Source organism: Kocuria dechangensis (genome assembly GCF_014636775.1).
GTDB lineage: Bacteria > Actinomycetota > Actinomycetes > Actinomycetales > Micrococcaceae > Kocuria > Kocuria dechangensis.
The window spans coordinates 130,626-143,396 of the sequence record NZ_BMEQ01000001.1 but is presented as its reverse complement, the minus strand read 5'-3'; the positions used below and the strand labels follow the sequence as shown (position 1 = coordinate 143,396).

The window sequence follows — 12,771 nt, the reverse complement described above, 5'->3', positions numbered from 1 at the left end:
TTGACTCCGTTCCTAGCCGACCCGGTCGAGGGCGCCGAGCTCGTCGGCCTCGAGGACCGGGGCGGTGGCCGCGGGCACCGCGGCCGGCTCGTCGACGTCGGTGAGCCCGCCGTCGGTGATCTGGGCGTCGAGGGCGGCGACGTCGACGGCCGGGACGTGCGCGGCCGGGACACCGGCGAACGCACCCTCGGCCGCGGACGCGACGACCCTCGTGTACTGGTTGCGGTAGTTGTCCAGGCAGACCTGCAGGTCGAACTTGGCCAGGCTGTGCTGCCGGGCGAGCCGGCCGGTGCGGCGGCGGAGCAGGTCGTCCGTGAGGAGCTCGACGCAGGCGTCGGCGAAGGCCCGGGGGTCCCGGGCGGGCACGAGGCGGCCGGTTCGCTGCTCCTCGTCGAGGCACTCCGAGACCCCGCCGACGTCGGTGTTCACCGTGGCGCGGCCGCACATCATCGCCTCGACGACGGTGAAGGGCAGGCCCTCCGAGATGCTGGACAGCGCCACGATGCTGCCCGCCTCGATGGCGGGGCGGCTGCCGGCGGACGGGCCCTCCCACGTGAGGCTGTCGCCGAGGCGGAGCTCGTCGGCGACCGCCTGCAGGTGCTGCTGGTAGGGGAGGTTGGACCGCTGCACCGGGCCGAAGAGCCGCAGCCGGGCCCCGGGCACCTCCTCCCGGACCAGGGCGAAGGCCCGGATCAGGGTCTCGAGGTCCTTGAGGGGGTCGATCCGGCCCACGAAGGAGATGGTGGGCACCGCCGGCTCGGACTCGACGGCCGTGAAGGTCGCGGGGTCCACCCCGTTGACGACGGTCTCGATCTGCGCCTCGGTGGCCCCGAGCAGCCTCTCCCAGCGGGCGTTGAAGCGGTTGACGGGCAGGATCCTGGGGTACTGCCGGTAGGCGAGCCGGCACAGGGCGGAGGTGAAGGCCATCACGGCCCGCCGCACGGCCCACGGCAGCGAGGACTTGCTCATGGCCAGGTAGCGCTCCCGCAGGTAGACGCCGTGCTCGGTGAGGACGCCCGGGGTGCCGGTGCGCCACATGTGGGCCAGGCCCACGAGGGCGGAGGGGCCGTTGCCGGTGGCGTGGACGACGTCCACGTCCCCGAGCCGCACGTCGAGCAGGGCCAGCATCCGGTCCACGAGGCCGCAGGCCAGCACGGCCTCGCCCACGTGCAGCGGACGGGCGCCGTCCGGCACCTGCTGCGCGGCCCACGCGGCCAGCAGCGCCGGGATCGAGCCCCTGGTGGCCAGCAGCCGGCCGATCGGCACGGTCGCGGAGATCTCGGCCAGGCCGCGGAGCGCCTCACCGAAGCGCTCGTGGTTCTCGGGGACGTCCTGTCCCAGCGCGGCGTCCCACATCGTGCCGAGCAGCCCCTCGGCCTTCCTGCGGCCCGCCGTGCGCAGCCGGAGCGGCTTCGGCCAGTCGGCCCACATCGGGACCCGGCGCACCGCCCGGAGGTTCGCAGGGGCGGTCCACACGACCGGCTCCCGGCCCGCGGCCACGATCGCCGTGACCTCGAACTCGTGCTCGTCCATGCCCGTCACGAGCTGGTCGCACCATGTGCTCACGCCCCCGGTGGTCACCGGATACGTGCCTTCCGTCACCATTGCAATCCGCATCTTCTGCTCCCCCTTAGCAGTGCGACCCCCCGCCCCCTCGGCGGTGGCCATGGGCGGTGGTGGTCGGCGCGCCCCCCAGCGCGCCGGCCACCACCGCGTGCCCGCGACTCCTAGCCCGCGGCGACGGCCGCCTCCTCGGGGGCGACCACCGGCTCCGGAGCGATCTCCGTGGTGGCCGGCCCGGTCGGGACGCTCGTGCCGCTGAAGGTGTTCGGAGCCGCGACCGTGGTGGCCGAGGTCGCGCCCCAGCCGAGCGTGCCCACGGAGTAGGTCACGGAGCCGCCGGCGGGCACGGTGACCCGGTCGGTGTCCTTGCCGGCGTAGGTCGCCGGCAGCGCCGCGCCGTTCTTGGTGGCGCCGTCCGGCAGCGACACCGGCACGGACGCGCCGTTGCCCGTGGCGGCGACCCGCACCTGGCCCTTCCAGTAGAACGCCGTGGCGTCCTGCTCGTTGCGCCAGGTGCTCTGCTCCAGCAGCTCGGAGCCGGCCTGGGTCATGGTCGGGTTGAGCACCGGGGTGCTGGCCGCGAAGGTGTTCCGGTACTGCGTCAGGATGTTCTGCAGCACCGGGTAGATGATCCGGTCCTGGGTCTGGTTGGACTGGTGCACGAAGTGCGGCCGCGGGTCGTTGCCCACCACGTGGCTGAGCGCGATCCGGGTCTCGATCGGCACGATGTAGTTCTGGAACCCGGTGGTCGTGGACAGCGGCGTGATGCAGGTGGTGGTCCCCGGGTTGTCCTCGCAGATGCCCGACCCGCCGTTGGCGCGGGACGTGTAGATCCAGTTGTACTCGTCGACCGCTTGCACCCGGGTGGCGGTGTTGTAGTAGATGTTCATCGGGTAGCGCGGCACGGTCAGCGCCGAGCCCACGGCCCGCTGCTCCTTCTCCCGCGAGGCGTCCGAGGCCGTCCACTTCACCGCCGTGGCGGAGAGGGCCGGGGCCAGGTTCGGGTTGTCCGTGGTGACCTGCGGGAGGGCCTTCAGGCCCGAGTGCTCGCCGGTGACCAGGGCGTTGGGCTCGTACTTCAGCCCGTGGGTGTTGCCGAAGGTCTTGTTGGTGGCGATCTCGTCGGTGATGGCCGCCTGGGAGACCCACTTGGGCGACCCGTCCGGGTTGGTGGCGCAGGTCCACGTCCCGAGGGAGCCGTAGACCTTCTCGCAGCCGAGGTTCAGGTGGGTGTAGGTGTGGTTGATCCAGCGGAAGGCGCTCGCGTTCTGCTTGTACGCGTTGAGCAGCGGGTCGGAGGTGGTGTTCTTCTCCTCCAGGTACTGGGCGGTGCCGGCGCCGTTGTAGGTGTTGTCGATCTTGAAGGCCCAGTTCTGCTCCCAGTTCCGCTGGTAGGTCACGTCACTGGGCACCATGCGGGCCGTGGTGCCCGGGGCGTCGGACGGGTACACGGTCTCGTCGCAGTCGTCGCCGTAGGTGCAGTTGCCCCCCGTGTTCCACAGGGCGTCGGCCATGAGGACGTCGTCGGAGTGGACCGAGAACCAGTTGGCGTACTCGCCCAGGCGCACCCCGCGGGTCAGCCACTCGATCTGGCCGTGGCTGAGCACCTGGAAGTGCTGCTGGTACTGGTTGGAGGCGTAGGTGTTGAACAGCTCCTCGCGGGAGCCGTCGTTGAAGACGCCGCTGAGCACGCCCTGGGTCGAGGTGCCCGGCGCGGTCGCCGTGACGAGCGGCGTGACGGTCACGCCCGGTGTGCTCGCCGGGGTGCCCAGGTAGCCGTAGGACTCGTCCACGTTCGGGTCGATGTTGTCGAGCTTCACCGTCCCCTTGAGGTAGCCGTGGCCGTTCTCCTTGGTCTTCGCGGCCGCGGTCACGGTCGCGCTCAGGCCGTCGACCTTGCCGGAGTAGGTGGGCGCGTTCATGCCGTGCTGGGCGCCGGGGTACACGTACGCGCTGATCTGCCGGACCCCGAACCGCGCCTGGTACTCGTGCAGCGCGGTGAGCTCGGCCGGGGTCATGCCCGCCGGAGCGGAGTTCGGCATGATCACGCCCTGGAACCTGGCGTGCGGCGCCTCGGCGTCGACCGTGGTCAGGTAGGCGTCGTTCACCGCGGGCCGGCCGGACTGCCTGAGGTCGAGCACCTGGAAGGGGATCCCCTCCCGGGTCAGGCGGTCCTGGTAGGCGGTGATCATCTCGGAGCCGTCGGAGACGACGAGCACGCGCAGGTCGATCTTCGGGTTCACCGCCTTGGCGACCGCGGCGTCCGCGGGCGCGGTCATCGTCTGCGCCACCGGCCCCGCGAGGAGCAGGGCGGCCGCGAGCGCGGTGACCCGCACCCACTTCCGGCTCTCCGCCGGAGAGCGGTGCGCGGTGGACCCTGCGCTGGACAGAATGCTGTGGTTCATGAAGTTCCCCCCGATTCGACGGCCTGCCCCCGCAGGCCCCCCGTGGTGCGATCACGGTGCCCGGAGTACGGGACCGCCGGTCGCACGGATCTCCTGCAGGATATGCAAAAGGGAACGCGGCCGACAATGCGCGTTTTCAGGGTTTTTCCCGCCAGGGGCGTTTCCAAGGGCAAACGTCCCCCCAAGAGACCACAGCCCGCGGGAGGTTTTGCACAAGATGACGGCGCGAGGCCGCGCGGGCCGCGGGAGCGGCCGGTTCAGCGCAGGAACAGGGCCCGCAGCCGTGCCGTGGTGACGGCGACCCCCACGGCCACCAGGACGGCGTAGTAGGCGGCGTGGCCGGCGGTCGCCGCACCCGGGGTGCCCGCCGCCAGGTCCCGCAGCAGCTCGACCCCGTGCCACAGGGGCAGCGCCTGCACCGCCCACCGGACGGGCTCGGGGTAGACGTCCAGCGGGTAGAACGTTCCCGAGAACAGGAACAGGGGCAGTGAGAGGAACGTGACCCAGTCCATCTGCTGGATCGTGCGCATCCAGCTCGTCACGGCCATCCCGAACGCCGCGAAGCCGAAGGCCACCAGCACCGCGCCGGGGACCATGAGCAGAGCCCACCAGGAACGGACGAGCCCCATGGCCGCCATGACCCCGGTGAAGCCCGTGGCGTAGACCCCGCCGCGCACCAGGGCGACGCCGATCTCGCCGAGGGCCACGTCCAGGGGGCCGAGGGACGTGTTGAGCATGCCCTCGTAGAGGCGGGCGTAGCGGAGCTTGAAGAACACGTTCCACGTCGAGTCGTACACGGCGCCGTTCATGGCCGAGACCGCGAGCAGCGCGGGGGCGATCCAGGCGGCGTAGGCGACCGGGGCGCCGTCGGGCCCGGCCACCTCCCCCACGACCGACCCGAGGCCCACGCCCAGGGCGAGCAGGTAGCCCACCGGCTCCACGAAGCCGGAGAGCATGACCGCCCAGTTGGTCCGCCACTGGGCGCGCATGCTCCGGGCGAAGACCGCGCGCGCGTTGCCGCTGTACAGGGCCCCGGGCCGCGGGACGCGCAGGAGGCCCTGGCCGTCGGGCAGGGGCCGGTCGGGGCTCACGCGTCCAGCCTCCTCGCGTAGGCGCGGCGCGCGAGCAGCCAGCCGGTGACGGCGAGCGCCGCCAGGCAGGCCACGTGGAGGACCGTGAGCCACGCCGGCTCGGCGAGGCCGTAGGCGAGCACCCGGCCCAGCTGGGTCGCGTGCCACAGGGGCGAGACCCACCCGAGCCACTGCAGGGCCGCCGGCAGGGCGGAGAGCGGGAAGAACGTCCCGGAGAACAGGAACAGCGGGACCACCACGAGGCGCTGGAGCAGGGCGAACTCGCCGCGGTCCTCCGTCAGCCGGGCCGCGAACGCCATGACCGGCAGGCCGAACGCGTTGCCGGCGAGCACGCCGAGAGGCACCAGCAGCCACCCCGTCGCAGGCTGCGGGACCGCCCCGAACAGCAGGAGCACCCCGTAGTACACGCCGGAGGTCAGGAGGTAGCGCGCGCTGGCGGCGAGGGTGTGGCCCGCGGCCAGCTGCCCGGCGGACAGCGGGGTGGCGCGGGCCGCCAGGTAGAGGCGCTGCCACTTGAAGCCGGCCATCACGGTGTAGCTGTTCTCCTCCGCGCCGGCCATCATGGCGGCGGAGACGAGCAGGGCGGGGGCCACGAAGTGCAGGTACGGCACGCCGAGGCCGGGCCCGGCGGCGTCGTCGACCAGCCCGGCCAGTCCGATGCCCATGGCGAGCAGGTACAGCACCGGCGTGCCCACGCCCACCCCGAGGACGGTGCCGGCGTAGGAGCGCAGCCTCCGCAGCTGGTGCTCCGCGAAGTACAGGGCGCCGCGGGCCTCCGCCCGCCGGGCGGCCTCCTCCGGGCCGAACGGTGGCCGCAGGGCGGATAGGTCGACGGCGCCTCCCCGGCCTCCGTGCGCGGGGGCGGCGGGCCGCTCAGTCAACGAGGGACCTCCCCGTGAGCCGGAGGAAGACGTCCTCCAGGGAGGAGCGGCGCACGAGCGACGTCACCGGGCGCAGACCGCGCCGGGAGATCTCCTCGAGGTCACGCTCCCCGTCGTCGGAGTAGACGAGGACGCGGTCGGGCAGGACCTCGAGCCGGGAGCCGATCCCGCCGAGCCGCTCCGCGGCGGCCGCGTTGCGGCCGGAGCCGAAGCGCAGCTCCAGCACCTCGCGGGTGGACCACCGGCGGATCAGCTCCGCCGGCGAGCCCTCGGCCATGATCCGCCCGTGGTCGACGACGACGAGCCGGTCGCACAGCTGCTCCGCCTCGTCCATGTAGTGGGTGGTCAGCACCAGGGTCACCCCCTGCTCCTTGAGCCGGAACAGCCGGTCCCACAGGGCGTGGCGCGCCTGCGGGTCCAGCCCGGTCGTGGGCTCGTCGAGCAGGAGGATGCGCGGGTCGGAGACGAGGGAGCGGGCGATCGTGAGCCGCCGCTTCATGCCGCCGGAGAGCTCCGAGACCAGGGCGCTCGCCTTCTCCGTCAGCTGCGCGAACTCGAGCAGCTGGTCGGCCTTGGGCCGCAGGTAGCTGTGCGGGAGCCCGAAGTACCGGCCGTAGACCACCAGGTTCTCCCGGACCGGCAGCTCCTCGTCCAGGTTGTCCTGCTGCGGGACCACGCCCAGGTGGGCGCGCACGCGGGGCCCCTGCTCGTCGGGGTCGAGACCGAGGATCTCGAGCCGGCCCCCGCTGCGGCGGGAGACGCCGCCGAGCATCCGCATGGTGGTGGACTTGCCGGCGCCGTTGGGCCCGAGCAGGCCGAAGGACTCCCCGCGGGAGACCTCGAAGCTGAGGCCGTCGACCGCGCGGACGCCGCCGTAGGACTTGACCAGGTCTGTGGCACGGATCACGGGCTCGGACACCCGGCCAGTGTAGTGGCGCCGGGAACGATCGCTCGTTCCCGGCGCCCCGCGGCGCAGGTCCTCGGCGGGCCCGGGGTGGGCTCGCGGCGGACCCGCGGTGGTGCCGGTCCGGGACCGGCGCGGCCTCAGCGCAGGCCGGCGTGCCGCTCCGCGGACTCGACGACGTTGAGCAGCAGCATGGCCCGGGTCATGGGACCCACTCCCCCGGGGTTCGGCGAGATCCAGGACGCCTTCTGCGCCGCGGCGGGGTCGATGTCCCCGGTGAGCCTCTTCTTCCCGGTCTCGGGGTCCTCCACGCGGGAGACGCCGACGTCGAGCAGCACGACCCCCTCCTTCAGGGACTCGGCCCCGATCATGTGCGGGCGGCCGGCGGCGGCCACGACGACGTCGGCCTGGGCCAGCAGCGCGTCGAGGTTCCGGGTGCCGGTGTGGGCGAGGGTCACCGTGGCGTTGATCTCCCGGCGGGTGAGCAGCAGCCCGATGGGCCGGCCGACCGTCACGCCGCGGCCGACGACCAGCACGTGCCGGCCGGCGAGGTCCACGCCGTTCCGGCGCAGCAGCTCCACGACGCCGTTGGGCGTGCACGGCAGGGGGGAGCTCATGGGCTCGGAGACGTTGAGCACCAGCCGGCCGAGGTTCGTGGGGTGCAGCCCGTCCGCGTCCTTGTCCGGGTCGATCCGCTCGAGGATGGCGTTGGTGTCGATGTGGCCGGGCAGCGGCAGCTGGACGATGTAGCCCGTGCACGCCGGATCCGCGTTGAGCTCGTCGATGGTCCGCTCGAGCTCCGCCTGCGAGACGTCGGCGGGGAGGTTGCGGCGGATGGAGGCGATGCCGACCTCGGCGCAGTCCTTGTGCTTGCCGCCCACGTAGGAGTGGGAGGCCGGGTCGTCGCCGACCAGGACCGTGCCGAGCCCGGGGACGACGCCCCGCTCGGCGAGGACGGCGACGCGCTCGGCGAGCTCGGCCTTGATGGCGGCGGACGCCGCCCGGCCGTCGAGGATCCGGGCGCTCACGCGCACCACTCCTCGAGGCCCTCGTAGAGCGGGAAGTCCGCGGCCAGCTTGTCCACGCGGGCGCGCAGGGCGGCGACGTCGGCCCCGGGCTTGAGCGCGGTCGCGATGACGTCGGCGACCTCCTCGAACTCCGTGGCGCCGAAGCCGCGGGTGGCCAGCGCCGGCGTGCCGATGCGCAGGCCGGAGGTGACCATCGGCGGGCGGGGGTCCCACGGGACGGCGTTGCGGTTGACCGTGATCCCGGCCTCGTGCAGGAGGTCCTCGGCCTGCTTGCCGTCCAGCTGGGAGTTGCGCAGGTCCACCAGGACCAGGTGCACGTCGGTCCCGCCGGTGAGCACGGAGACCCCGGCCTCGGTGACGTCCGGCGCGGAGAGCCGCTCGGCGAGGATGCGCGCCCCCTCGAGGGTGCGCTCCTGGCGGTCGCGGAACTCCTGGGAGGCCGCGATCTTGAAGGCCACGGCCTTGCCGGCGATGGCGTGCATGAGCGGGCCGCCCTGCTGGCCGGGGAAGACGGCGGAGTCGATCTTCTTCTTGAACTCCCCCGTGCTGAGGATCACGCCGGAGCGGGGGCCCGCCAGGGTCTTGTGCACGGTCGAGGTGACCACGTGGGAGTGCGGCACGGGGTTGGCGTGCAGGCCCGCGGCGACCAGGCCGGCGAAGTGGGCCATGTCGACCCACAGCTTGGCGTCGACCTCGTCGGCGATCGAGCGGAAGGCCTCGAAGTCCAGCTCGCGCGGGTACGCGGACCAGCCGGCCACGATCACCTGGGGCCGCTCGGCGAGGGCCTGCTCGCGGACCCGGTCCATGTCCACGGTGTAGCTCTCGGGGTCCACCTCGTAGGCGGCGATCTCGTAGAGCTTGCCGGAGACGTTGAGCTTCATCCCGTGGGTGAGGTGGCCTCCGTGGGCGAGGGACAGGCCCATCATCTTGTCCCCGGGCGTCATCAGCGCGGCCATCACGGCGGTGTTGGCCTGGGCGCCGGAGTGGGGCTGGACGTTGGCGTGCTCGGCGCCGAACAGCGCCGTGGCGCGGTCGCGGGCGAGGTTCTCGACGACGTCGACGAACTCGCAGCCGCCGTAGTAGCGGCGGCCGGGGTAGCCCTCGGCGTACTTGTTGGTCAGCACCGAGCCCTGCGCCTCGAGGACCGCGCGCGGGGCGAAGTTCTCCGAGGCGATCATCTCGAGGGTGCCGCGCTGGCGACCGAGCTCGTCGGCGATGGCCGCCGCGATCTCCGGGTCGACCTCGGCGAGGGGCTGGTTGGTGACGGACTGGCTCGTGGACATGCCGCTCCTCAGGTGGGGACCAGGGTGTTTCCCGTCCGAGTTTAGGCGATGCGCGGGGACTCCTCCGCCGGGCCGGGTCCCCGCCGCTTGCCCCCGTGGCATCCGGGCCGTTTAATGAAGCAGGTCAGGAACCTGACGACACGGACGGCCGCGCGCCGCTCCGGCGCCGTCCCGCAATGCCGCGCCCGGGGTCCGCAGCATGCCGTGTGCTGGTTTCTCCGTGCGGCTCCGGCGGGGCCCGGACGCCGCTCGCCACCCCGGAGGAACCCTCGTGAACGCAATCCCCACCGCACCGTTCACCGCGTCCTTGCCGCGCATCCGGCCGGCGGACGCTCCTCCGCAGCCCGTGGACCAGCTGCGCACCGACCACGAGGCCGTGATCTTCGACATGGACGGCGTGGTCACGGACACCGCCGCCGTGCACGCCGCGGCGTGGAAGACCCTCTTCGACGCGATCCTCGCCGACGACCGGCTGCAGCCGGCCACCGAGGGCACGACCGTCGACCGGCGTCCCTTCGACGCCGACGCCGACTACCGCCACTACGTGGACGGGCGGCGGCGCGAGGACGGGATCCGCTCCCTGCTCGCAGCGCGCGGGGCCTGCCTGCCCGAGGGCGACGAGACGCCGGGCGCGTGGACCGTCCAGGGCCAGGCCGCGCTGAAGAACACCTACTTCCAGGAGGTGCTGGAGGTCAAGGGCGTGCGCGTGTTCGACCGGACCGTGGACCTCATCGGGCGGCTCCGGACGGCGGGCGTCCCCGTGGGCCTCGTCACGGCGAGCCGCAACAGCGTCCCGGTGCTCGCCGCGGCCGGCCTGCAGGACGCGTTCGACATCATCGTGGACGGCCACTTCGCCGCCGAGCACGGCCTGCCCGGCAAGCCCGCCCCGGACACGTTCCTGACCTGCGCCAGGATGCTCGGGGTGGACCCCGCCCGCTCCGTGGTGGTCGAGGACGCCGTGGCCGGCGTGCAGGCGGCCGCCGCCGGCGGTTTCGGGATGGTCGTGGGCATCCGCCGGCACGGCGAGCGGAAGGACCTCTACGACGCCGGGGCCACCGTCGTGCTCAACGACGTGGGCGAGCTCGACCTCGGGGTCCGCCGCGAGGACCCCTGGAAGCTGGTCTTCGAGGGGTTCGACCCCTCGACCGAGGCCCGCCGCGAGTCCCTGCTGACCCTGGCGAACGGGTACATGGGGGTGCGCGGGTCCGCCTGCGAGTTCCCCGACAACGGCGTGCACTACCCCGGCAACTACCTCGCCGGGGTGTTCAACCGCGTGGTGAGCCACCTCAGCGGGCGCGACGTGGAGCACGAGTCCATGGTCAACGCCCCGAACTGGACGCACCTGGACCTGCGGGTCTCCGGTGGGGACTGGTGGTCCGAGGGCGGGCTGACCCCCTCCCATGAGCGCGTCGAGCTGGACCTGCGCCGCGGCCTGCTGGTCCGTTCCCTCACGCTCACCGACCTCAACGGCGACCTCGGCGACGACGGCTCCCACGCCCGCCTCGACATCGTCCAGCGCCGCCTGGTGTCCCTGCGCCACCGCCACCTGGGGGCGCAGGAGACCACGATCACCGCCCGCGGCTTCTCGGGCCGCCTGCACGTGCGCACGGGCATCGACCCCTCGGTGCGCAACAACGGGGTGGCGGAGTACAAGGACCTCAACGCCCACCACCTGGTGGACCTCGAGTCGACGTCCCTGCCCGACGACCACGAGACCCTGCTCTCCCACGTGCGCACCACCCAGTCAAAGATCGAGATCACCTCCGCGCAGCGCACCACGATCGAGGGCGGCCAGCACGTGCGCGAGCGCCGCGAGATCCGCCCCGGCGGGACCGAGTTCCGCCGCCACCAGCTGCACATCACCGAGGGCCGCTCCGTGATCGTCGACTCGACCACGGCCGTGGTCACCAGCCGCGACGCCGCGATCGGCTCCCCGCGCGAGGGCGCCCTGGCGGAGCTGGACCGCAACCCCAGCGGGGTGCGCGGGCTGCTGCCCTCCCACGAGGTCGAGTGGGCCCTGCTGTGGGACCGCTACGATGTGGACGTCTGCCCCGACCCCGAGCAGCGCAGCGACGAGCTCGCCCTGACGCAGCTGGCCCTGCGCGTGCACCTCTTCCACGTGGCGCAGACCCTGGCCCCCCACCTGTCCCTGCGGGACGCCGGCGTGCCGGCCCGCGGCCTGCACGGCGAGGGCTACCGGGGCCACATCTTCTGGGACGAGCTCTACATCCTGCCCGTCGTCAATCTGCGCCAGCCGCGCGTGACGCGCTCGCTGCTGTCCTACCGGTGGCGGCGCCTGGCCATGGCCAAGCACCGGGCCATGGAGTTCGGCCTGGAGGGCACGGCCTTCCCGTGGCAGTCCGGCTCGGACGGCCGGGAGGAGACCCCGCCGGAGCTGTTCAACCACCACTCCAACCGGTGGCTGCCGGACAACTCGTGGCGGCAGTTCCACGTGGGCCTCGCCATCGCGTACAACGCCTGGATCTACTACGAGGCCACCGGGGACATCGACTGGCTGGCGGGGCAGGGCTCCGAGCTGATCATCGGGATCACCCGCCTGTTCGCCTCCCTCACGGACTACGACCCCGCCGACGGCCGGTTCCACATCGCCGGCGTGATGGGGCCGGACGAGTACCACGACGGCCCCCGCGGCCAGCACGGCGGCGGGCTCAAGGACAACGCCTACACCAACGTCCTGGCCGCGTGGCTGTTCCGGCACAGCGCCCACATCTTCTCGGACATGGTGGAGCACCAGCGCCAGGAGCTCGCCGCCCGCTTCGGCCTCTCGGCCGAGGAGGTCGGGACGTGGCAGCGGATGTCCGAGCGGATGTTCGTGCCGTTCAACCGGGACGGGACGATCAGCCAGTTCGACGGCTACGACGACCTCGACGAGCTGGACTGGGAGTACTACCGGGCCAAGTACCGCAACATCGGCCGCCTCGACCTCCTGCTGGAGAACGAGGGCGACATGACCAACAACTACAAGCTCTCCAAGCAGGCGGACACCATCATGCTGGTCTACCTGCTCGGCCCGGAGGGCCTGGTCGAGGAGCTCGGCCGGATGGGCTACGAGGTCGACCACTCCGCGGTGGAGCGCACCGTGGACCACTACATCGCCCGCTCCTCGCACGGGTCCTCGCTCTCCCGCGTGGTCAACGCCTCGGTGCTCGCGTGGCTGCACCCGGACCGGTCGTGGTCCGCGTTCCAGGACGCGCTGCTCGTCGACCTCGACGACACGCAGGGCGGGACCACGGGCGAGGGCATCCACCTGGGCGCCATGGCCGGCTCCGTCGAGGTCGTGACCCGCGCCTACGCGGGCCTGCGCGTGCGCGGGGACTGGCTGGAGTTCGACCCTGCCCTGCCGTCCCAGCTGGACAAGGTGTCCTTCACCGTCCTGTACCGCGGCCAGGTGATCCGGGTGTGCATCGACCATCACGTCCTGGAGCTGGAGGGCTCCTCCCGCCGCGCCGAGAGCGTCACGATCCACGTGCACGGCGCGGAGTACGTGCTCAAGGGCGGCCAGAAGATCCGCGTGGCCATCCAGCAGCGCCACCCCCTGCCGGCGGCACGCCACGCGCAGGTCTGACCGGGGGCCGTGCCGTGCCGTCCGCGGCGG

The 12,771-nt window shown here is 72.6% G+C and carries 8 protein-coding genes; 1 reads left to right on the top strand and 7 read right to left on the bottom strand.

Going from position 1 to position 12,771, the window contains the following annotated elements:
- Positions 1-12 precede the first annotated feature (12 nt).
- The 7 genes from pelF to glyA all read right to left on the bottom strand — a co-directional run bounded on the left by pelF (position 13) and on the right by glyA (position 9,155).
- Positions 13-1,605, bottom strand: coding sequence for a GT4 family glycosyltransferase PelF (pelF, locus tag IEW07_RS00590; RefSeq protein WP_268235513.1), 1,593 nt, complete (start codon positions 1,603-1,605; stop codon positions 13-15).
- A gap of 122 nt (positions 1,606-1,727) precedes the next feature.
- Positions 1,728-3,968 carry an Agd3-related carbohydrate-binding protein gene (locus IEW07_RS00585; RefSeq protein ID WP_188533891.1) on the bottom strand — a complete coding sequence of 747 codons (2,241 nt, stop codon included), beginning with the start codon at positions 3,966-3,968 and terminating at the stop codon, positions 1,728-1,730.
- Positions 3,969-4,225: 257 nt separating this feature from the next.
- Positions 4,226-5,059 carry an ABC transporter permease gene (locus tag IEW07_RS00580; protein ID WP_229741462.1) on the bottom strand — a complete coding sequence of 278 codons (834 nt, stop codon included), beginning with the start codon at positions 5,057-5,059 and terminating at the stop codon, positions 4,226-4,228.
- On the bottom strand, positions 5,056-5,940 hold the full coding sequence (locus tag IEW07_RS00575; protein WP_229741461.1) for an ABC transporter permease: 885 nt from the start codon (positions 5,938-5,940) through the stop codon (positions 5,056-5,058). The genes IEW07_RS00580 and IEW07_RS00575 overlap by 4 nt, the downstream gene beginning before the upstream one ends.
- Positions 5,933-6,859 (bottom strand): ABC transporter ATP-binding protein, encoded by a 927-nt coding sequence (locus IEW07_RS00570; protein ID WP_188533890.1) that lies wholly within the window; start codon positions 6,857-6,859, stop codon positions 5,933-5,935. Before IEW07_RS00570 ends, IEW07_RS00575 begins: the two co-directional genes overlap by 8 nt.
- A 125-nt stretch (positions 6,860-6,984) precedes the next feature.
- Positions 6,985-7,872 carry a bifunctional methylenetetrahydrofolate dehydrogenase/methenyltetrahydrofolate cyclohydrolase gene (locus IEW07_RS00565; RefSeq protein ID WP_188533889.1) on the bottom strand — a complete coding sequence of 296 codons (888 nt, stop codon included), beginning with the start codon at positions 7,870-7,872 and terminating at the stop codon, positions 6,985-6,987.
- Positions 7,869-9,155 carry a serine hydroxymethyltransferase gene (glyA, locus tag IEW07_RS00560; RefSeq protein ID WP_188533888.1) on the bottom strand — a complete coding sequence of 429 codons (1,287 nt, stop codon included), beginning with the start codon at positions 9,153-9,155 and terminating at the stop codon, positions 7,869-7,871. The genes IEW07_RS00565 and glyA overlap by 4 nt, the downstream gene beginning before the upstream one ends.
- Positions 9,156-9,426: 271 nt before the next feature.
- On the opposite strand from glyA, the gene IEW07_RS00555 reads away from it, so the two are divergent.
- On the top strand, positions 9,427-12,741 hold the full coding sequence (locus tag IEW07_RS00555; RefSeq protein WP_188533887.1) for a beta-phosphoglucomutase family hydrolase: 3,315 nt from the start codon (positions 9,427-9,429) through the stop codon (positions 12,739-12,741).
- Positions 12,742-12,771 lie beyond the last annotated feature (30 nt).